The following is a 22,768-nucleotide window of genomic DNA, read 5'->3' on the forward strand; positions in this document are numbered from 1 at the left end:
GTATTATTTTTTAGAACTTGAATAAACAACATCTTTACCATATTTATCATTTAACTCATTTGCAACTTTAGGAGACATAAAAAGAATATTTGTTATTATTGATTCTCTTAACTCTGTTTCATTATTCCCGTAAAAATTATATGGAATATAATTTACGCTTCTCAAGAAAGCAATAACTTCTTCCATTAAACATTGGCCATCATAGGTAGGTATTAAATTCACCTCGGCATAAATGAAGTCTATTTTTTGATTTTCTAACATATCAACACAACCTTCAAGTGCTTTCAATTCGTAACCTTCAATATCTAATTTTAAAATCCCTATTTCATCAATTTTCTGTGCTTTACAAAAATCATTTATTGAAATTACGGGCACTTCAATTTCTTGATACATCCTTGCTAAATGTGCTTTATGAAAATCATTTGGTTCTAAAAAAGAAGATGTTCCAGTGTTATTGTTTTTATAAAATTTTAGTTTCCCACTTTCAAAACCAATTCCCATATTAAAAGGATTTATTTTCTCTTTTTTTATTGACGATTTTAAAACTTCGAAAACAGTTGGGTTAGGTTCAAACGCATAGATTAATGAATTTGGAAACTTATTACTGAATTGGTTTGATACAAAACCAATATTTGCACCACAATCAAAAATCACATTTGGGTCTCTATCTAATTTTTGATACAAAAATACCAAATCTAAATATTCATTTTTAAACAACTTCCTTTTTTCAATAAGAAATCTCATTTTTGCTCTTTTGAAAAAGTTTTTTCTAAAAACAAACCTTGTGAAAAAATTTTTATAATACATATTGTTTATTTATTTAACTAAAAGCATAAAGTACTTTCTATCTGTAGCAGAAGTAAATATACATTTTATAGTTTATTAAGTCATTTTCATTGATAAAAAGCTTAGAATTTTCCTAAATCTAGTCTGAAGATTTCACAACAAAGAACATTGTTTTTCATATTACAAAACATAAGTTTAATTCCTTATTTTATTTATAAAAACTTAAAAAAGATTGAATTTGTTTCTCAACAGAAAACACTTCATTTACTCTGTTTTTTGCAGCAGCAGTAATTACCTTTTTTTCAACATCAGAAAAATTAATTGTTTGGACTATTACTCTTGCAAATGCTTCTGGTTTTCTTTTTTTAACAACAAAACCTGTTTCTTCATCTAAAATATTTTCAGACAAACCTTCTGCATCACTCACTATACACAAAAGTTCCATCGCTTGCGCTTCTAAAACTGCATTACAAAAACCTTCTTGTAAACTGTATTGTAAATAAATAGATGATTTTGACAGCTCCTCTTTTACTTCCATAGGGTTTAATTTACCTAAAAAAAAGACATTCTCTTGCAAATTTAATTGATATACAGCAAATTTCAAACGTTCCTGATCAACACCCTCTCCAATAATACAATATTCAAAATTAATTCCTTTTTGTTTAACCAAAGCTAAAGCTTGAAGTGTATATTCTAATCCTTTTATCCAATGCAATCTAGCAATTGTAACTATTCTATTTCTTTCCTTCTTTCTTTCCTCAGCTATCTTAAACAAACTTAAATCAATAGCTGGTGTAATTTTCACTACTTGTTTTTCATCAATACCTTCTAAAATCAAATCTTTTTTCATGCCATCAGATAATACATGATACTTCACTTCTTTTTTAAACAGAATAGTGTAACAATTAAGGTTTTTAACCGGATATACATAATGATCGAAACCTCTAAAGCTTACTGCCATTTTAGCTCCTATAGCCTGAGCAACGTTTTCTCTATTTAAAGCTAAAGTACCAAATCCAAAATGTAACCAATCTAATTTATACTTTAAAATATGACTATTTATAATTAAACTTTGAACGCGTTTTTTAAAACTTAAACCATCTTCTTTATCTAATTGATAGTTTTTTTTAACTGAAGCAAAATTTAATAAAAGAAGTTTTAGCAAAATAAATAGGCTTAACACAATGTTTTTTACTTTATTATTCGCTAATTCTGGTGCTTTTACTATTTCTATATCTAAATGAGATGTATTTTTACTGTTAACGAACAATACAACTTTATGTCCAGCTTCTTGTAATCCCTTAATTTTAGAATTAAAAAATGTTTCAGAATAAGCTGGTGTTGCCGCTAAAACTAACCCTATTTTTTTTTTTTTACTCATTCAATACCGAATTATACAAAGCGTTCATATCCTTTAACATTTTACTCTCTGTATGTTGATTCTCAATCATGAATCTGGCTTTTCTTGTGTAGATATTATATTCCTCCAATGACAAATCACTTACTTGCAAAACAGCATTTGCTATTTGTTCAGGGCTTCTAGTGTCTACTATAAAACCTGTTTTTCCTTTTTTCACTACTTCTTCCATACCTCCACATTTTGTAGAAATCACTATTGTTCCCAATGCCATTGCTTCTAATACCACATTTGCTATTCCTTCTTCTATACTTGGTAATAATACTACATCTGCTTTATTTATCTTCATTATAATTTCTGCAAAAGGAACAGATTTATGAAATGTAACTTCATCTTCTAATTTTAATTGACTTTTTTGAAAAATCAATTCTTCGTCTTTATCAATTCCGATTATAGTATAATTAAAACTAAACTTTTTGTCTTTCAAAATTAAACAAGCATCTAAGGCATCTTGATATCCTTTTAACCAATGGGAACGACCAATAGACAATATCTTAATCTTTTCATTAAAACTCTTTTTTTCTGTAAAAGGTAATTTATCAAGATTCAAACCACTATATATAACATTTGCGTTTTTAAGGTTTGGTTCATAATTTCTAGCTTCTTTTAAAATAGCTTTTGATACTGCATGAAATCCATCTATCTTGCTGAAATTATCTTCATACTTTTTCTTTAATCTTAAATTGGCAATTGGACTTATAGATATATGTGTACCTCTCAAACTCAAAACATATTTAATCCCAAATTCTTTTACCCAAAGCCAGTCTTCAATACCTTTTGCCCATTGCAAATGAAAAACAGCTGGTTTGTGATATAAAACAGGGTAATATTTTATCTTTTTATTAATATTACTTCCCGATTGTTCGGCAATTATAGTATCTAGTTTCTTTTTTTCTTTGGATTTAAAAAATCGTAATAGAATAGCGTATTTAACTAAAAGCATTAATTTACTAAACCTATTAGAATAAGTAAATAATTTAATGTTTTTAGGATATTTTACTTTTTTATTTTGCTTACCAAAAAGATAAATCACAGCACCTGAATCTGCTAAACCAACAACTAACCTTTCAATAAAAGTTGTTGATGGAATTTCTCCAGAATATATTGCTATAATTTTATTCTTCATTTTTATTATTTTTTGTAAACAATGAAAGCGTTAACAACATACTCACACTATGAGAATAATAAACTGCATCTTTATTTTTAAAATCTAAATAAAAAGCCTTCACTAACTCTTCATTAATTAATCCCTTAAAGTTATCATTTTCAAACAGCCATTTCTCTAGTTCCTTCTCATTTTCTTTACCTAAAAACTGAAGTTCCCAATTTCTTTGAATAAATCTTTCATTCGAAATAGTTCGCTTCAATTTATCAAAAACTCTAAAAGGGAAGTTATATGGGAATTTGTTGTTTTTATAATTGTATAAGTTAAATGGTCTTTTTTCTTGCCATGTAATTTTAGCTAATGCAGGCATTCGCAACTTTAAATACTCAATTTGAATTTGTCTTCCTGCTAAGTATTTTTCTGGAATAGTACAAATGAATTCACATATTCTATTGTCGTAGTAAGGTAGTGTTATAGGTTTAATTTTTTCAAAAATAGATAAATTAGTACTTGTCCATCTTGGTGCCCAATATAAACTTTTAAAAGCTCTTATTTGAGCGTTTGCATTCGAAGGCATATTAATTTCCCCCAGTAAACACCCAATTCTAGTTTTTAAATATTCTTTAAAATCTCCTTTTAAATTCCACGATTTCCATAGGTTACTTGCTAATTCTAATCCTCCTTTTTTTACTACCTTTTTAAATAAAATTTCAACTTGCTGCTCATTTGTTAAATTGTCTGACACACTCATATCATCAAACAAAACATCGCCCCAATGTCCTAAACTAAAAACATCGCCCATTTGATCGTATTTTTCTATAAAAGCCATTTGCCTTGGGTGCGTAAATTCAGAATAGCATTGATTTATCCTAGCTAATTCTTCTATTTTATTCCACAAATAACCTTCCTTAACTTTCCATTTTTCAAAAGAAAAACCGCATGCTTTGGCTATCTTTTGGCTATAATTTGTTTCGTTATGTCCATTTAAAAATTCGTAGCTGTAGGCATTTACTTTATTCCCTAAATGAAATAATGCTGCAGCCTGCGTTCGACTATCTAAACCACCAGACAAAGGCAGAATAACCGTTTTATTTTTAACTTGTTCTTCTATTATTGTTTCAAATAATTTTGCGAACTCCTCTACAATTTCTTTTAAAGGTCTTTCTATTGGTGAATAATGCCATTTGAAATAGGCAGATTCATTCTTAATTTTATTGTTTTCAATATCATAATTACTCGCTGGTTTTACAACTTGTAATTCTTTAAAATAAGTATCTTGATCTAAAAAAAAACCTGTGGCTGCAAATACACAAATAGCTTCATAGTTGAGTGTTTTTTTCTCACCTACAAAAACTGTTTTATTTGGAATAATGGGTGTTTTTAAATTCATTTTACTTGTTTTTTAAATAGGTATCTCGCCAAGATAAAAACTTTTTTTCAATTAAATAATAAGAAATCATAGAAGAGATTATTATTCCTATAAATTTCAAATAGAGTGGAATATCCCATGAATACAACCAAATTTGTTGCCAAAGGTATATGGAATAACTCCACAGACCAATTGTTTTCATTATTGGATTGTTTAAAAAGCAGAAAAAAGTACTTGTTCTATCTTTATTAATTAGAATAAAAATTAATAATGTGATTATACAATTTATTATTGTTAGTCCTACGAAATTATAAAAATATCTTATTTTGAGTCCAAATAACTCAACTAATAACGAAGAGTTAAGCATTTGAAAGAAAAAGAGTATTAGAATTAAAATCAAAATTTTATCCTTCAGGAATTTAAATATTTTAGAATTAATTATTTTTTCTTTAGTAATTATAGCTAGTATTCCACCCATTGCTAATGAATCTGCTACCGTTTCAAACGAACGATGCAAAGATCCTCTAAACAGATTGGGAATAGCGTGTACAAACAAATAACTTACTCGAATTAAAGGTGTTATTACTACTATTGCTAAGAATATTTTGAGCAGTTGGTTGTAATTTATAACTTTCCTATTAAAGAGCATAAACATCAAAGCAATTAACACATAAAATTGTTCTTCAACTGCTAACGACCAAGTATGCCCTACAAACCATTGATTGTTGTTCCAAAGTGATCGAGGATGATAATTTTCTAAATAAACAGGTGCTCGCCAAAATTGTTCCATTTGAAACATTTCAAAATACAATAGTACAATAACTACAATAAGAAGGTAAACATAAAAAGCTGGAAAGGTTCTTATTAATCTTTTAAAATAGAATGTTTTAATTGAAAATCTATTTAAATTAACATCTCGAAATAGAATACCAACAATTAAATAGGCAGAAATTATAAAAAATATTCTAACACCTAAATTTGCTATATCAATCAACTTAAAATAACCTTTAAACGCATGTCCAAAAACTACCATTAAAATTGATAAAGCCCTTATTCCGTCTAATGAAGGAATTCTATTTTCTTTTATCTTTTCCAAATTAGAGTAATGATTTATAAAAATTTTCGTGACGTTTTACTTCAATTTCAATAGTATAATTCCCTTGCACTAATTCAATGAATTTCTCACCTAATTTATTAAGTTCAGCTTTATTCATTTTCATAAAATGACTCAATTTTCCTGCAAGTTCCAAACTATCTTTAGGAGTAAATAAATGCAAAGGATAATTTTCTAATTGGTCTTTAATTCCAGATACTTTTGACCCTATAACTACCTTTTGATTTGCCATTGCTTCTAAAAGTGCAACAGGAGACCCTTCTCCCTTGCTTAATGTAGGTAGAATAAAAATTTCTGCATGGTCTAGGAATGGTGTGATATTTAATTGCTTACCCGAAAAAATAATTTTATTTGGTAAGTCCAAACTTTTTACTCTTTCTTTTAGCAATTCACCATAATCGTTTTTATCATCTCCAACTAACCACAATACCCATTCTGGATGTTGATTATGAATTTTATCAAACGTGTCAATTAAAACTTCAATACCTTTAACTGGAACAAAATTAGCGACACAGATTAAAACTCTTTGTTCTTCTGCTGTTCTCATTTGTTCCTTTATTTCCTTAGTTGGAGTAGAGGCTTTAAACTTTTCTAAAACAACTCCTCTTGGTATTAATTCCATTTTATTGGAATTTGGATAAAATTGCTGTTCCATATCTTTATTTTGAACAATAATTTTTTTAGCTAGAAAAGAACGGAGTTTCCAGCTGTTTCTTGAACTTCCACCCCAGCTCATGTTCTTTTTTGTAAAAATCCATTTTATACCTGCAAATCTTGCCGCTAAGGCTTCTGTATAATTAGAACTATAATTAAAACTATGAATAATATCAGGCTTAATCTCTTTCAGTTTTCTTGAAATCTTCCAACTATCCATTATCATTTTAAAAAGTGGACGTTCTTTGGCTAAATAATTAAAAACATGTACAGGAACGCCACTTTGTTCTACTACTTTAAAAAAAGCACCTTTATTATTTAAACATAAAATATGAGGCTCAAATAAATCATTATCTAAACTTAATGCGATATTTAATAATGCTTTTCCACTACCTGCCGTATCAAAGTTTGGTATCGTATATAGAATTCTTATTTTTCTCATTTAGCTAAAGCATATAAGGTGAATAAAGGCCATTTTAAATCTTGATTACCTTCGACATGTGCTTTTAAAAGTTTTTCAATCTGCTTTTTATCAAACCCAAATCCATCAAAATTAGAGTCTAATAGTTTACTAGAGAACTCACCTTTTAATTCTTCTTTTATCCATTTTGACAAAGGAACTGAAAATCCTTTTTTTACTTTTTCTTCTGGAACTGAAGGCACTCTTTTATTTAATACGTTTTTAAGTAACTGTTTTTGTTTACCATTCCCATAACTTAACATAGGGTCAATTTGTAAACTCGCTTCAATCATTTTTTTTTGCAAAAATGGCACTCTCACTTCCAAGCTATTTTCCATACTTGCTAAATCTACTTTTCGAAGCGTTTTTTGCATCATTCCATAAAATTCTGCTTTTCTTAATCTTCCTAATAATGCTCTTTCATCTTTCTCATTTGAATAATCATAAATATCCCATTGGTTAGGCAAGTTCATGTCGATTAATTCCGGAGCAATTTTATTAAGCCAATTTGGTCTAAATCTAGAATGTAAATTTTCATGAGCAGTTGACTGCTTATCAGTTAACACTACATCATTTATTCTTTTATTACCAGATGTATATTTATCAAAACCGTAAACAGCTTTTCGAACAATGGAAGGATAGTTTTGATATTTTATATTCTTCCCAATGCTCCAAAAACGTTCGTAACCAAAAAACAATTCATCACCACCATCACCACTTAAAGCGACCGTTACACTTTTTTTTGCCAATTTAGAGACCAAATAAGTTGGTAAAATACTAAAATCTGCTAACGGTTCATGTAAAGCAGCAGTAGCTTCATTCCAATACTGCAAGGTTTCTTTTGCTGTTAAATTCCAAATTTCTTGTTTTAACTCTAATGCATCTGCAAATTGTTTTGCTCTTTCTGATTCATCATGAATTTTACTATCTGAACCTATAGAAAAGACATTAATATTCTTGTGATGCTTTTTAGCAAAAGAACAAATCAAAGGAGAATCTACACCACCAGACAAAAAGGCTCCCAACGAAACATCGGCTAATAACTGGTCTTGTACACATGAATTTAGAGTTTCTTCAACTAAAGATATTGCTTCTTTTTCAGATGTAATGCTATATTCTGGTTTCGAGGGTAACTCCCAATATCTATAATGTGTTTTTTTTCCTTCTAAATTAAAAGTTATCATTTCTCCAGGCAACACTTGAAAAGTATCATCATATAAACCAAATGGAGCTGGCATAAAATGTTGTTGTAGGTATAATTTTAAAACCTGAGGATTTATAGATTTATTTTTAAACTCTTTATGCTGAGTAATTTGATCATATTGACTAGATGCTATTAATTTTCCATTAGAATATCCATAAAACAAGGGTTTGATTCCTACAAAGTCTCTAACTAATGTCAGTTCTTTTGTAAGATGATCATATATCGATAACGCAAACATTCCATCTAATTGTTTTACCGTTTTTAAAACGCCCCATTCTTCAAAACAAGCTATAATAGTTTCTGTATCACTATTTCCTCTAAAATTAGTATATTGTAATTTTCGTCTTAATTCTTTATGGTTGTATATTTCCCCATTAAAAACAATAGTAAAACGAGTATTAAAACTAGACATTGGTTGATTACCCGCTTCAGACAAATCTACGATTGCAAGTCTGTTAAACCCAAATTGTACTGTGCTATTATTTGACCAATACCCTTGATAATCTGGACCTCGTTTTTTGGATATTGTTAAAAGCTCCAAAAAATTTTCTTTTGAAATTAAGTTATTGGGAGCATATTCAATTAGAAATCCGCACATAATTAATAATTATTTTTACCTTAAAACTACTTAAGATTAATTTTAAAATTTTCTTATTCCATTTAAAATCAAAATTTAAGTGAAATATTATTTTATATTTTTTTCCTTTATAAACAGGAGAATTGCCAGTAATGTTACTCTGTTTTTTACGTTTTCTTTTGACCAAAAAGATTTTATATAAAAAAGCAACCCCCTCTTTAAATAATTATTAAATATACCTTCAGAATGATGAACGTAAATATTAAAATAACTTTTTGTTAAGGAAAGGTACAAAATATCCCTTTGAGGTCTTGAAATTTCAAGGTATAATAATCTTTCCCAAAAAACTATATTGTCTATAAATTTTGACTTGTCACTTTTTTTCTGAACAAATGTTACTTGAGAAGAATGAATACGATAAGAACCCATTATATTATCTAAATAGAAACCACTAGAATTTAACAACAATAGCTGGTAAAAATAACGATCACAAACACTTAACCCTTCTAATAAATGTAAATTATAAGAACCTTTTCTAAAAACTACCGTTAGCGTCTGTGTATAACAAATTTGCATTGAGTCTTGAAATTTAATCTGTTTTTTTTCAGCATTTAATTTATTACGGAAATTATTATAAACCCTACTATTATCTTGATATTTAATATCAAAACCGTGGTAGCAAAAAACATATTGTTTATTCGTATCTAAGAAATCAACTTGCATCTGTAGCTTATCACTACTTGTCCAAAAATCATCGCCTTCTAATAGTGCGATGTAATCACCTTTACACCTTGATATTGTTTTTATCCAATTAGAAGAAATCCCTCCATTAGGTTTATAACTCTCATATTTAACATTTGGATATTTTGATGCATATTCACAACAAATATTTGGTGTTGTATCTGTACTAAAATCATCACCTATTATAATTTCGAAATCAAAATCAGTTATTTGCATTAGAATGCTATCCAAAGCCTCTCTAATATATTTCTCGTGGTTATAGGTTATTAAGGCTACTGATAGTTTCATTTTTTATGTTATTTAGAAGACTTCGCAATATTATTTAAAGCCTTTTTTAAAGTTCTTAATATATCTAATATATTTTCATTCTCAATCTTAAAAGTTTATTCTATAAATTTCTTTAGTTTGTGATATCCTTTACCTTTTAGAACAATTATTAAACTAATAATTAGATAGTTTTTTAAAAAATAAAAAAAATTTGATTTAGAATATTTTAATATAAGTTTAGATTGTTTTAATGCAACTGCATATTGTTTTGCACTAATATACTTAAAAATATGATTGTATAAAATTTTTACATACTGCCTGTAAAAAACCGAATCGTTAAGTTGGCTTATTTTTATTAAAATTTGGGTAGTAACATTTATGTATGATAGTATTTTGGCATAATCTAGATTATTAAAATTACCCGTTATTGAATTTTGATGAACTCTTACCGCTACCAACGAACAATCTAATACCTTATAAACCAAGTTGTTATCATAAAAAACATCACAGTAAAACTCAAAATCTTGTCCTCTTATGGTTTCTTCATTAAACAATTTCGTTTTATAAAGAAAATCTTTTTTCCAAAGGGGGGTTAGACAAGTAATAGCTATGTTTTTTAACACGTAATCTCTAAATATATCATTAGTTTTAACCTTTGTAAAATGTAGAATGCTGTTTTTATCTTCTTGAAAAAAACCTGCTTTACTAAAGCACATTTCTAGTTTAGGGTTTTTTAAAAACGCGTCAATGTTTTTTTGTAATTTATTTGAAAGCATAATATCGTCGCTATCAAACCAATTTATATATTCGCCTTTGCTTAGTTCAAAACCATAATTTCGAGCAGCATTACCTCCTCTTAATCTATCTTTTGGTCTATGATGGAACTGAAAACGTTTATCTTTCCTTACATAATTACCTATTACTTCTGCCGAATTATCGACTGAGCCATCGTCTACAATAATACATTCCCAATTTGTATAGGTTTGTGACAAAATAGAATCTAGCGTCTCACCAATTAAATGTGCACGATTGTAAGTAGGAATTATTATGGATACTAAAGGGTTATGCATCTCGTTTGTCAATACTATTTATTACTTTTATTAATTCTTTTATTTTGAAATGTACTTTTTCTCTTGAATATAAATTAAATAAAATAGATCTATTAACTTCATTTTTTTGTATTGCTTCTACTTGTAATGAAGCATTATTTAAATCATCAATTGAATGAATGCACATTCCTTCTTTTTTATAAAACGAATAGACAGGGCTTTTTTTATTTAAAAATAATTTGGCTCCTAAATAGCCCATACTAATAATATTACCCACACCTTGTTGCCTTACATGGTTAAAAATTAAAGTGCCACAACTCAACAAAATTTCATTATAGGCTGCTAAGGTCATAAAATCTAATAATGGAACAAAATTGTTACCTAATATTATTTTTCCTTGTTCGAGTACAAATTCTTTATAGGCAGCATTACCACTATAACTTAACGGAACATATATTTTTCGCTCTCCTAAATCTAATTTTGATAACTTTATAAAAATTTCTAAATGATTGTTTGATGGATCTGCTGAGTTTCCTATTAATATATTAGGTCTTCCTAAAACACTTTCGTTTATTTTTTCTTTTAATAAATCTTCTATACAGCCATAGGTAAAAGGTGCAAATTTAGGATGAATACCAATATTTTTTACCAGTAAGAATTCATCTGGTATTACAGGCACTACTACATCAATTAAATGAATGGCTTTATAATAAGGAGTAGCAAATCTGTTTTCTAAAATCGTAATAACTTTTGAAGGTAGTATCTTTTTAAAAAACGTTTTATTTTTAAAAACAAAAAACGATAAATCATTAAAAATAATTTTCTCTTTTAAACTTCTTTTAATTTGAAGGTATTTTTTGGTTTTAGATTCATAAATATTTTTCCGTAATAATTTCCAATTACTATATAAGTCAAACCCCCAAATAAACCATACTTTGATTATTTCACTTGATGTATTTAAAACAATTTCTTGTTTTATTTTGTCCAAGGCATGTAAAAAAAGTACTCGATTAGTATTAGAATCAATGGTTTTGTAAAATTGAGCCATTTCCACTTCATCTTCAAAATCTAATCTTTTAACTAATGGGGAGGTAATAAATTGAAAGGCATCCTTTTTGCTTTTTAAAATAAAATATTCTGAAACGTTAGGAATTACTGCTTCAAAAAGTGTAATAGCTGGGTCTATAAACTTATCGTCATTAAAAATATGTATGATTTTTTTGGTAAACATAATTTAAAATTCAATTTCTGGAAGCTGTTTTTTTATTACAGCAGGAACACCTACTACTAAACAATTATCAGGCACATCCTTTGTTACCACAGAACCAGCACCAACTGTTACATTTTTACCTACTGTTACTTTTGGTAAAATGGTGGCGTTCGTTCCAATATTTGAATAATTACCTATTTTACAATTACCTGAAACATGAACACCTGGAGACATTTCTACAAAATCGCCAATACTAGAATCGTGTCCAATAGTACAATTTAAATTAATCAAAGTACCTTTACCAAGAACAACATCATTTGTAATGACTGTTCCAGTCATAATATTACAACCGTAATTTATTGTGTTTCCAAAATGTCCAATACTAGCAAGTGGACTTACTACACTTGTAAACTCTCCACCTATTGCAGTGAATTTATCGTACATTTTTTTTCGTAAAACCGGATTACCTATTCCAATAGTAAATTGACTGGAAGTAGTTTGAAAATATTTTTTTGCTGCTTCTATAGATTTTAAAACTGGAAATTGATTATATAAAAAATCAGGAACATCAGCATTCACATCATCAAAAAAAGCTAATTCATCTACTTTTTTCAGCTGATAACATACTTCTAATACTTCTTTAGCAAATCCTTTAGCGCCTACTATTAACATATATTAGTATTTATTAAGTGTACTATTTGTTCTAAATCGCTTTTTTCTAATCCAACATATAACGGCAAACACAATACTCTTGAAGCAATACTTTCAGAAATTGGCATTGGTGTTCCTTTCACAAAATCTATAGTATTTAAAGAAGGGTAAAAATAACGACGAGGAAAAATATTGGCTCCATTCAGCACTTTTTGCACTTTTAAAAGCTGTTCTTCACTATTTAAAATTATGGGATAATAACTATAATTCCATTGAGTATTTTCTCTAATTTTTAAAGTTTGCAGCTTAGAAAAGTCTAAATGTGCATTATAAAAATCTACTACTTTTTTACGTTCGGAAATAATTTTTTCCATATAAGGAAAAACAGACAATCCCATTGCGGCTTGCAATTCAGATATTTTGGCATTAATACCTAAGCCGTGAAAAGCTTCGGGACCGTTATGACCAAAATTGTGACTATAAAAAAGTTGTTGTTGTAAAGTAGTATCTTTTGCAAACAAAGCACCACCTTCGCCAGTATGAAATAATTTAGTAGCATGAAAACTACAAGTACTTACATCGCCATACCTAAAAATAGATTCGTTTTTATAGGTCACGCCAAAACAATGCGCTGCATCATATATTACTTTTAAATTGTGCTTTTTTGCAATAGCCTCAATAACCATAACATGACAAGGATTTCCAAAAACATGTGTAGCTAATATTGCTGTTGTTTTATCCGTAATTGCTGCTTCAATTTTGGTTTCGTCTATGGTTAAATATTCGGGATGAATGTCTACAAAAACAGGTGTACAATTTTCCCACACAATGACAGCTGTTGTAGCTACATAACTAAAGGGCGTAGTAATAATTTCGCCTCCATTACCTAATAATTTTAAAGCAATTTGCAAAGGAATCGTTCCATTATTGGTAATTAAAATATGATTAAGGTTCAGGTACTTTTTTAATTTATCTTCTAATTCTAAAGATAATTCACCGCGATTGGTTAGCCATTGGTTATCCCAAATGCGTTGCAATTGCAATTGATATTCTTCTAGTGGTGGAAAAAAAGTTTTAGTTACGTTAATCATTATTTGCTTTTGTTTTTTATAGAATCCAAATAACTTTTTTGAAATTGTTCTCTATCATCTGGAGTATATTTTTCTCCATCAAATAATTTAGAAAAAAAAGAAGGCGTTTCAAACAAAACTCCTCTCTCTTCGCATTTTTTAATATAATCATTAACCGTACTAATAAATCTTGCAGGGTTTCCAGCAACAACAGTGTAAGGTTCAACATTTTTAGTAACAATTGCACCACTACCTATTATAGCTCCATCACCAATCGTAACACCCGGTAGAACAACCGCGTATGCACCTAAAAAAACTTTATTACCGATTATTGTTTTTTCTACCCTATGTTTCTTCGTGTGTAAATAAGTTGAAGCATCATGCGCTAAAATCATTGATCCTGGTGCAGAAACAAAGTCATCACCTATTTCAACCAATTGCGGAATTAGTCCATCAATAATACTATTATGATGTTTTACATTTCCAATTTTATATTGAACTTCATTTTTATTCAATGCGGCCGATTTAGAAGTTTTTTTTAAAACTCCTAACTTAATCAATATTTTTTTCAAAAACCTTTTCATTATTATTCAAAATTTGCTTTTAAAAATGCACAGTTGTAACTTCTTAGTGGTTTCCCTGAATTATAAAAATCTTCTGTAATAACTTCAAAGTCATAAGCATTGTTAATAATATCTATTGCATTTTCCTTTCTTGTTGTTTCTAAATAAGAATATAATGATATAGTATAACTATTTGCTCTAAGTCCAAAAAAAGGAATTTTTAAAACAATTTCATTATTTATTATATTATCAAATTTACATCCCATTTCATCTGACGGAAAGGAACACATTATATTCTCTTGAAGGTCATAAATAATAATACTTAAAATAAGTTTACTTAAATCAAAATCCACTTTCCTTTCAAATTGCAATCTTATCTTAATTTCCTCACCTACAAAAACTTGATCTACCTTCTTTCCTTTAGAATTTTCTATTGTGATTGTATTAAATTTTAAAAACTGATTTCCTTCCCTATCATTTCTATACTTTAAATCTTCTGAAGCTGTTCTTTGATTTTCTAAATAAAAGTCAATAGCCTCTTCACTTATACCTTCAAAACTTACGCAACCATTTTCCAAAACAATCCCTCTTGTACACAAACTCTTCACCGCCGCCATATTATGGCTTACAAAAAGCACAGTTCTTCCACCTTCACGAGAAATATCTTGCATTTTACCAATGGCTTTTTTTTGAAACTCAGCATCGCCCACAGCCAAAACCTCATCTACCACCAAAATTTCAGGTTCTAAAAATGCCGCTACTGCAAAAGCCAAACGAACCGTCATTCCGCTACTATATCGTTTTGTTGGTGTATCAATATAGCGTTCGCAACCACTAAATTCAATTATTTCGTTAATTTTAGAAGTGATTTCTTTTTTGGTCATGCCTAAAATCGCCCCGTTTAAATAAATATTTTCTCTACCTGTTAATTCTGGATTAAAACCTGTACCCACTTCTAGTAGAGACGCTATTCTTCCTCTCGATTTTATACTTCCTGTTGTTGGTGCCGTTACTTTTGATAGTATTTTCAACAAGGTTGATTTCCCTGCGCCATTTTTACCAATAATCCCTAATACTTCTCCTGCTTCAACTTCAAAATTAATATCCTTAAGTGCCCAAACATATTCACTACTCCCTTTGGCACTTCTATCATTAACTTCCCCAACTTTCAAATAAGGATCTTCTTTCCCTATAATTCTACACCAAAAACGATTTAAATCGTGAGATAAAGTTCCTGTACCAACTGTTCCTAAACGATACTGTTTAGATATATTTTCGGCTTTTAGTATAATTTTATTTTTATCCATTTTCTTTCAACTATTTTCTACTTATTATACAGTATCAATAAATTTTTTCTCTGTACTATTGAATATTAATAATCCTGCAATGAATATAAGTATAGTAAAAACTCCTGTATAAATTAATCCTCCAGTAGCTACGGTAGCTTCATTTAAAAGCAGATGTCTAGATGCTTCAATTACATAGGCTAAGGGGTTATATTCAATCAACCATCCAAAATTGGGTAGCTTTTCTTTTATTAAAGCCATAGGGTACATTACAGCAGAAACATACATTAAAAGCTGTACCCCGAAAGTTACTAGAAAACTTAAATCTCTATATTTTGTTACTAATGATGAAATTATCATTCCTAGTCCTAACCCCAGCACCCCCATAATAAGGACTAGAAAAGGAAAAAGGAGTATTGATAAGTCTAATTGAAATGTAAATTTACCTGTAACAATATAATAGACATAAAACCCAATAAAAATTAGAAATTGTATTCCAAATTTTAACAAATTAGACACTACAATTGACATTGGAACTATTATTCTTGGAAAATATACTTTTCCGAAAATGGATGCGTTTTTTTTAAACGTATCTGATGTATCATTCAGACAAGATGTAAAATAGCTCCACACTATTACTCCTGCTAAATTATATAAAAACGAAGGAGTTTCTCCTGTTTTTATTCCTGCAACATTATTAAATATTATAGTAAAAATAATGGAAGTAAATAGTGGCTGAATTAAGTACCACAAAGGACCTAATATTGTTTGTTTATAAACTGTTACGATATCTCTTTTAACAAAAAGCATTAATAAATCTCTATACCTCCAAACTTCTTTTAAGTTTAGTGAAAAGAATTCATTTTTAGGCTTTATTTCAAACAACCAATCTTCTTCAATGTTTTCCGATTTATTCATAGATGGGGCTCTCATTTTATAATCGTTTCAAAAATAAGCTATTTTATAAAGGTAACAAACTAATTTATGCCTTTAGCACTTTGATCCAGTAAATAAATCTAAAGAATATATTACTTTTGCATAAATAATTTCACTCTAATGTTTTCATTTCTTAAAACAAAACCTAAACTTTCTGAGCTTATTCCAAATAATTATGTTGATATACACTCACATATACTTCCTGGAATAGATGATGGTGCAAGAACAACTGAAGATTCAAAATTTTTAATGAATGCCATGATTGGTTTCGGTTTTAAAAAGGCAATTGCAACTCCACATACTATTAAGAATGTTTGGGATAATTCAAAACAAACAATAATCGACACCAAAAACGAACTATCAAGTAGTTTAATTACAGAAAGTAAATTATTAAATTTAGAATGTGCTTCAGAATATTTTATGGATGAAAATTTTGTAAAACAATTTAATAATGAAAAATTACTCACACTAAAAGACAATTATGTATTAGTCGAAATGTCTTATTTGAATGAACCTATTCAATTATATGACATTTTATTTGAATTACAACTTCAAGGTTACAAACCTGTACTAGCACATCCAGAAAGGTATTCTTTTTTTCATGCTAATTTTTCTTCTTATGAAAAATTAAAAAAAGCGGGTTGTTACTTTCAAATGAACTTACTTTCTAGTGTTGGTTATTATGGAAAAGAAGTGGCTCATACTGCAGAAAAATTACTTTCAAATAATTTGATTGATTTTGTAGGTTCTGATATTCATCATAAAAAGCACATTGCGTCTTTTGAGAATAAGTTAATCATAAAGGCAACTAAAAAGTTTGAAGAAGCAATTGACCGAAACACTTTTTTTAATTAAAAAATGCTTTAATTACGTTTGCAATCCGTTTTTTATCCTTTTCTAATAAATTAGAACCTGAAGGTAAACACAAACCTCTTTCAAAAATATTTTCAGCAATTTTATTTCCAAAATAACGTTCTTTTTTGAAAACTGGTTGCAAATGCATCGGTTTCCAAACTGGTCTTGTTTCTATATTTACTTTATCAAACTCTAAGCGCAATGCTTCTCTTTTCTCATAATCATCTAATAAAACTACACTTAGCCAATGATTTGAAGTAAACCTATTATCAGGCTCTTCAAGCAACAAAACTGTGCTTATATTTTTAAATAGTGTTTTATAAAAAACATGTATTTCTCGTCTAGCTAAAACATGTGAATCTAGCACTTCCATTTGGCCTCTACCAATTCCAGCACAAATATTACTCATTCTATAATTATATCCTATTTGAGAATGCTGATAATGAGGAGCGTTATCTTTTGCCTGAGTAGCTAAAAAAATAGCTTCATTCTTTATTTTTTTAGATTTAGAAACCAAAGCTCCTCCTCCAGAAGTTGTTATTATTTTATTTCCATTAAACGACAAAACAGAAATAGTTCCAAAGCTTCCACATTTTTGCCCATCAAACAAACTCCCCAATGCCTCTGCACTATCTTCTAAAATAGGAATATTATATTTTTCTGAAATAGCAGAAACTTCATTTACTTTAAAAGGCATTCCATACAAATGAACAACAATAATTACTTTAGGTTTTTTACCACGTTCAATCCCATCTAAAATAGCTTGTTCTAGGGCAACAGGACACATATTCCATGTTTCAATTTCACTATCTATAAAAATTGGTTTTGCCCCTAAATATACTACAGGATTTACTGATGCTGAAAAAGTTAAACTTTGGCAAATCACTTCATCTCCAGCTTTTACTCCTAATATAATTAAACCTAAATGAATTGCTGCAGTACCTGAATTTAAAACTGCAACATTAACGCCTTGTTCTAAATAGCTTTCCAAATCTTCTTCAAATTCATCTAAATTTTTCCCTAATGGTGCTATAAAATTATCTGCAAAAGCTTCAGCAATAAACTTTTGTTCATTTTTCCCCATGTGAGGTGGAGATAACCAAATTTTCTCTTGTTGCAACATATTTTACGTTCTAATAAGCTATTTAACTAAAAGGTTCTATTGGAATATCGTCGCTTAAAGTTTCTTTTTCAAATATAACTTTAATTGTTTTGAGTATTATTTTAATATCTAATCCAAAGGAAATGTTTTCAACATAATACACATCTAGTTCAAATCTTTTATCCCAGCTTAATGCGTTTCTACCTTTCACTTGTACACAACCAGTGATTCCTGGTTGCACCAAATGTCTTTTATCTTGAAATTCTGAATATAAATACATATAGTCTGTTAACAATGGTCTTGGACCAACAATACTCATATCTCCTAATAAAACATTAAGCAACTGTGGTATTTCATCTAAAGATGTTTTTCTAAGAAATTCTCCTACCGAAGTTAACCTCTGTTTATCAGATAGCAAAAAACCATCGCTACCTTTTTCACTTGTCATTGTTTTAAATTTATAAATCTTAAATATTTTTTTATTTTTCCCTACTCTAGGTTGAATAAAAAAAGGATTCGCTTTAAAAACAAAAAACAAAAAAAAAGTTAAAAACAAAAAAAAGGGAAATAAAAAAAACAGACCTAATAAGGAAAACATAACGTCAATTATCCTTTTGATCCATTTCTCATACATACCCTTACTTTGTGTTGTTATTAAAAATGCTTTTAATTGATACGTTTACAATTTACCATCTACGTCTTTACCCAAAACTCCTTTAACATCATACAATACACATTTTTCTTTTCTTAGTGTATTTAAATCCATTTCTTTAAATTCATTATGCGCAACTCCCAGAACAACAGCATCGAATTTTTTTTCTGGTATTTGAGTAATAGAAACTAATCCATATTCGTGTTTCACTTCGTTACTATTTGCCCAAGGATCAAAAATTGTAACTTTAATTCCGTAATCTTCAAGTGAAGAAACTACGTCAACAATTTTAGTATTTCTAACATCAGGGCAATTTTCTTTGAAAGTTATTCCCATCATTAAAACTTCAGCTTCATTTACAGCAATACCCTTTTTAATCATTAACTTTACAATTTGTGAAGCCACATATTCTCCCATACTATCATTAAGCCTTCTTCCAGCTAAAATAATTTCTGGATGATAGCCTTTTTCTTGTGCTTTCTGAGCTAAATAGTAAGGATCAACGCCAATACAATGTCCGCCTACCAACCCTGGTTTAAATGGAAGAAAATTCCATTTTGTACCAGCAGCCTCTAAAACAGCCTGAGTATCAATCTCTAATAAATTAAAAATCTTAGCCAACTCATTTACAAACGCAATATTAATATCTCTTTGAGAATTCTCTATTACTTTAGCAGCTTCTGCTACTTTTATTGATGGGGCTAAATGCGTCCCTGCTGTAATTACTGCATTATATAAATCATCTACTTTTTTTCCAACTTCTGGAGTTGAACCTGATGTTATTTTCAAAATTTTATCAACGGTATGCTCTTTATCTCCTGGATTAATTCTTTCTGGAGAATATCCAGCAAAAAAATCTACGTTAAATTTTAAACCAGAAACATTTTCTAAAACAGGCACACACTCTTCTTCAGTAACACCTGGGTAAACTGTAGATTCATAAACCACTATATCTCCTTTTTTAAGAACCTTCGCTACAGTTTCGCTTGCTTTATATAACGGAGTCAAATCTGGTCTATTATGTTTATCTACTGGCGTAGGAACAGTTACAATATAATAATTGCAGTCTTGTATTGCGTCCAAATTACTTGAACAAAACAAACCAATCTCATTTGAATTATACTCTAATAAAACTTTTCTTAATACAGAATCTTCAACTTCTAATGTTGAATCTATCCCATTATTCAATTCCTCAATTCTAGATTGATTTATATCAAAACCTACAACTGAAAACTTAGTAGCGAATAATCTCGCTAAAGGCAATCCTACGTATCCTAATCCTATTACTGCAATTTTCACACTCATAATTTATGATCCTATAGTTTGATATACAAATCCAATTTCTTCTAACTCTTTCTTATTCAATAAATTTCTACCATCAAAAACAAATGCTGGCTTCAGCATTGAATCGTAAATTTTCTTCCAATCGTAATTTTTAAATTCATCCCACTCCGTTAAAACAGCAATTGCATGAGAATCTTTAATTGCGTCATATGGGCTATTTTCGACCTTCATATACAATTCATTTTCTTCATTTGTTCTTGATTCAAGATAATTTAAATCGAAAAAGATTTGTTTTTTCTCAACTTTAGGATCAAAAACCGAAACCAATGCTCTTTCACTTATTAAATCGTCCGCAACATATATTGCCGCTGATTCCCTTGTGTCATTAGTATCTTTTTTAAAAGCCCATCCTAAAAATGCAATTTTCTTCCCAGAAACTGTATTATACAATGTACTTATAATGTTTTTAGCAAACCTTCTTTTCTGATGATCATTCATTATAATGACTTGCTCCCAATAATCTGCTACTTCTTTCAAACCATATGACTGAGCAATATATACTAAATTTAAAATATCTTTTTGAAAACAAGAACCTCCAAAACCAACTGAAGCTTTTAAAAACTTAGAGCCAATTCTACTATCCATCCCAATAGCTCTTGCTACTTCATTAACATCGGCCCCCGTCTTTTCACATAGTTCACTCATCGCATTTATTGAAGAGACTCTTTGCGCAAGAAAGGCATTTGCAGTTAATTTAGACAGCTCTGAAGACCATACGTTCGTGGTTAATATTTTATCTTTGGGAACCCAGTTCGAATAAATATCAAACAACTGCTTAATTGCTTTTTCACCTTCGGGAGTAATATCGCCACCAATCAAAACTCTATCTGGCGCAAACAAATCTTCCATTGCTGTACCTTCTGCTAAAAACTCAGGATTTGATAAAATTTGAAAATTCACTCCATTACCAGTATGATCTAAAATATCTTTTATAGCTTGAGCTGTTCTAACAGGTAATGTTGATTTCTCAACAACAATTTTATCTGTTTTAGCAACCCTTGCTATTTGACGCGCACATAATTCTATATATTTTAAATCCGCAGCCATTCCTTTTCCAACACCATATGTTTTTGTTGGTGTATTAACGGAAATAAATATCATTTCTGCTTCATCTATTGCTTTATCAACTTCAGTAGAAAAAAACAAATTTCTACCTCTTGCTTCTTTAACTACCTCATCTAAACCAGGCTCATAAATTGGTAAATTTTCTAAACTTTCATCATTCCAAGCATCAATCCTGTCTTGATTTAAATCAACAACTGTTACCTTTATATGTGGACATTTTTGCGCAATAACAGCCATTGTAGGCCCTCCAACATATCCTGCTCCAATACAACAAATATTCTTAATCATAGTTTATTTTAAATTATCCCAATACCATTGTACAGATTCTTTCAAACCCATCTTTAATGTATATTTAGGATTATATCCTAATATTTTTTTTGCTTTTTCAATAGACGCTAATGAATGAGGAATATCTCCATCTCTATTAACTCCATACTTTACCTCTATCTTACTTATTTCAGAATTAAATTCGGATAACAACTCTTTCAAATGTTTTACTAAATCATTTAATGTTGTTCTGTCTCCACATGCAGTATTATACACCGTATTTATCGCTTCTTTATCCGTTGTCGATAACGCTAATTCATTCATTTGAATAACATTATCAATATAGGTGAAATCTCTTGAAAAATTACCATCCCCATTAATAACTGGACTTTCTAAGTCTATAAATTGTTTTACGAACTTAGGAATTACTGCTGCATAAGCACCATTCGGATCTTGGTTTCTTCCAAAAACATTAAAATAGCGCAATCCGATTGTTTCTATTTCATATGTTTTACTAAACACATCCGCATATAATTCATTTACATATTTTGTTATTGCATATGGTGATAACGGTTTTCCAATAACGTCTTCAATTTTTGGCAAGTTTTCAGAATCTCCATAAGTAGAAGAACTCGCTGCATAAACAAACCTTTTCACATTTGCATCTCTTGCAGCTACCAACATATTTAAAAAACCAGTAACATTAACATCATTCGAAGTTATTGGATCATTAATCGACCTAGGAACACTTCCAAGTGCTGCTTGATGCAACACGAAGTCTACATTTTCAACAGCTTTTTTACATGTATCAAGATCTCTTATATCTCCCTGAATTAATGTGAAGTTTTTATTTGACAAAAACAATTCAACATTATGTCTATGCCCTGTAGAAAAGTTATCTAAACAGATTACTTCATTATTCTTTAAAAAATATTCACATAGGTTTGACCCAATAAAACCAGCTCCACCAGTGATCAGTATTTTTTTATCCTTTAACATTATTGTTTTTTTATTTAAAACCAAT

21 protein-coding genes are annotated in these 22,768 nt (G+C 29.2%); 1 reads left to right on the top strand and 20 read right to left on the bottom strand.

Annotated features, from left to right (window positions below; all coding sequences use genetic code 11):
• Positions 1 to 3: 3 nt before the first annotated feature.
• From L2Z92_RS00795 to L2Z92_RS00865, 15 genes are all read right to left on the bottom strand, one after another.
• Positions 4 to 744, bottom strand: a complete 741-nt coding sequence (locus L2Z92_RS00795) for an FkbM family methyltransferase (protein WP_236456957.1) — start codon at positions 742 to 744, stop codon at positions 4 to 6.
• A gap of 250 nt (positions 745 to 994) precedes the next feature.
• On the bottom strand, positions 995 to 2,167 hold the full coding sequence (locus L2Z92_RS00800; RefSeq protein WP_236456958.1) for a glycosyltransferase family 4 protein: 1,173 nt from the start codon (positions 2,165 to 2,167) through the stop codon (positions 995 to 997).
• Complete coding sequence (locus L2Z92_RS00805; protein ID WP_236456959.1) at positions 2,160 to 3,329, bottom strand: glycosyltransferase family 4 protein; 1,170 nt, start codon at positions 3,327 to 3,329, stop codon at positions 2,160 to 2,162. The genes L2Z92_RS00800 and L2Z92_RS00805 overlap by 8 nt, the downstream gene beginning before the upstream one ends.
• Positions 3,319 to 4,698: an asparagine synthase-related protein gene (locus L2Z92_RS00810; protein ID WP_236456960.1), complete on the bottom strand. Its 1,380-nt coding sequence runs from the start codon at positions 4,696 to 4,698 to the stop codon at positions 3,319 to 3,321. Before L2Z92_RS00810 ends, L2Z92_RS00805 begins: the two co-directional genes overlap by 11 nt.
• Before the next feature lies 1 nt (position 4,699).
• On the bottom strand, positions 4,700 to 5,773 hold the full coding sequence (locus L2Z92_RS00815) for an acyltransferase family protein (RefSeq protein ID WP_236456961.1): 1,074 nt from the start codon (positions 5,771 to 5,773) through the stop codon (positions 4,700 to 4,702).
• Between the two features lies 1 nt (position 5,774).
• The gene (locus tag L2Z92_RS00820) at positions 5,775 to 6,887 is read right to left on the bottom strand and encodes a glycosyltransferase (RefSeq protein WP_236456962.1); all 1,113 of its coding nucleotides are present in this window, start codon (positions 6,885 to 6,887) and stop codon (positions 5,775 to 5,777) included.
• Positions 6,884 to 8,707 (bottom strand): asparagine synthase (glutamine-hydrolyzing), encoded by a 1,824-nt coding sequence (asnB, locus tag L2Z92_RS00825; protein WP_236456963.1) that lies wholly within the window; start codon positions 8,705 to 8,707, stop codon positions 6,884 to 6,886. Before asnB ends, L2Z92_RS00820 begins: the two co-directional genes overlap by 4 nt.
• Before the next feature lie 87 nt (positions 8,708 to 8,794).
• Positions 8,795 to 9,715: a glycosyltransferase family 2 protein gene (locus tag L2Z92_RS00830; protein WP_236456964.1), complete on the bottom strand. Its 921-nt coding sequence runs from the start codon at positions 9,713 to 9,715 to the stop codon at positions 8,795 to 8,797.
• A 95-nt stretch (positions 9,716 to 9,810) separates the two neighbouring features.
• The gene (locus L2Z92_RS00835) at positions 9,811 to 10,764 is read right to left on the bottom strand and encodes a glycosyltransferase family 2 protein (protein WP_236456965.1); all 954 of its coding nucleotides are present in this window, start codon (positions 10,762 to 10,764) and stop codon (positions 9,811 to 9,813) included.
• Positions 10,757 to 11,974: a TDP-N-acetylfucosamine:lipid II N-acetylfucosaminyltransferase gene (locus L2Z92_RS00840; RefSeq protein ID WP_236456966.1), complete on the bottom strand. Its 1,218-nt coding sequence runs from the start codon at positions 11,972 to 11,974 to the stop codon at positions 10,757 to 10,759. The genes L2Z92_RS00835 and L2Z92_RS00840 overlap by 8 nt, the downstream gene beginning before the upstream one ends.
• 3 nt (positions 11,975 to 11,977) lie before the next feature.
• The gene (locus L2Z92_RS00845) at positions 11,978 to 12,625 is read right to left on the bottom strand and encodes an acetyltransferase (RefSeq protein ID WP_236456967.1); all 648 of its coding nucleotides are present in this window, start codon (positions 12,623 to 12,625) and stop codon (positions 11,978 to 11,980) included.
• A complete protein-coding gene (locus L2Z92_RS00850) occupies positions 12,619 to 13,695 on the bottom strand; it encodes a DegT/DnrJ/EryC1/StrS family aminotransferase (RefSeq protein ID WP_236456968.1) in 1,077 nt (358 codons plus the stop codon). The genes L2Z92_RS00845 and L2Z92_RS00850 overlap by 7 nt, the downstream gene beginning before the upstream one ends.
• A complete protein-coding gene (locus L2Z92_RS00855; RefSeq protein WP_236456969.1) occupies positions 13,695 to 14,246 on the bottom strand; it encodes an acyltransferase in 552 nt (183 codons plus the stop codon). Before L2Z92_RS00855 ends, L2Z92_RS00850 begins: the two co-directional genes overlap by 1 nt.
• A gap of 14 nt (positions 14,247 to 14,260) precedes the next feature.
• Positions 14,261 to 15,544, bottom strand: a complete 1,284-nt coding sequence (locus L2Z92_RS00860; protein WP_236456970.1) for an ABC transporter ATP-binding protein — start codon at positions 15,542 to 15,544, stop codon at positions 14,261 to 14,263.
• 24 nt (positions 15,545 to 15,568) lie between these two features.
• Complete coding sequence (locus L2Z92_RS00865; protein ID WP_236456971.1) at positions 15,569 to 16,456, bottom strand: ABC transporter permease; 888 nt, start codon at positions 16,454 to 16,456, stop codon at positions 15,569 to 15,571.
• Between the two features lie 123 nt (positions 16,457 to 16,579).
• On the opposite strand from L2Z92_RS00865, the gene L2Z92_RS00870 reads away from it, so the two are divergent.
• Entirely contained in the window at positions 16,580 to 17,314 is a 735-nt protein-coding gene (locus L2Z92_RS00870) for a tyrosine-protein phosphatase (RefSeq protein ID WP_236456972.1), read from the top strand.
• Here L2Z92_RS00870 and L2Z92_RS00875 read toward each other — a convergent pair.
• From L2Z92_RS00875 to L2Z92_RS00895, 5 genes are read right to left on the bottom strand one after another with little or no spacing between them, the layout of a single operon-like run.
• A complete protein-coding gene (locus L2Z92_RS00875) occupies positions 17,307 to 18,434 on the bottom strand; it encodes a DegT/DnrJ/EryC1/StrS family aminotransferase (protein ID WP_236458893.1) in 1,128 nt (375 codons plus the stop codon). The genes L2Z92_RS00870 and L2Z92_RS00875 overlap by 8 nt on opposite strands.
• 25 nt (positions 18,435 to 18,459) lie before the next feature.
• Positions 18,460 to 19,050 carry a sugar transferase gene (locus L2Z92_RS00880; RefSeq protein ID WP_236456973.1) on the bottom strand — a complete coding sequence of 197 codons (591 nt, stop codon included), beginning with the start codon at positions 19,048 to 19,050 and terminating at the stop codon, positions 18,460 to 18,462.
• Between the two features lie 45 nt (positions 19,051 to 19,095).
• Positions 19,096 to 20,373 carry a nucleotide sugar dehydrogenase gene (locus tag L2Z92_RS00885; protein WP_236456974.1) on the bottom strand — a complete coding sequence of 426 codons (1,278 nt, stop codon included), beginning with the start codon at positions 20,371 to 20,373 and terminating at the stop codon, positions 19,096 to 19,098.
• Positions 20,374 to 20,376: 3 nt separating this feature from the next.
• Positions 20,377 to 21,765 carry a UDP-glucose 6-dehydrogenase gene (locus L2Z92_RS00890; RefSeq protein ID WP_236456975.1) on the bottom strand — a complete coding sequence of 463 codons (1,389 nt, stop codon included), beginning with the start codon at positions 21,763 to 21,765 and terminating at the stop codon, positions 20,377 to 20,379.
• 3 nt (positions 21,766 to 21,768) lie between these two features.
• Positions 21,769 to 22,743: an SDR family oxidoreductase gene (locus L2Z92_RS00895; RefSeq protein WP_236456976.1), complete on the bottom strand. Its 975-nt coding sequence runs from the start codon at positions 22,741 to 22,743 to the stop codon at positions 21,769 to 21,771.
• Positions 22,744 to 22,768 lie beyond the last annotated feature (25 nt).

The sequence above is a fragment of the Flavobacterium jumunjinense genome (assembly GCF_021650975.2).
GTDB lineage: Bacteria > Bacteroidota > Bacteroidia > Flavobacteriales > Flavobacteriaceae > Flavobacterium > Flavobacterium jumunjinense.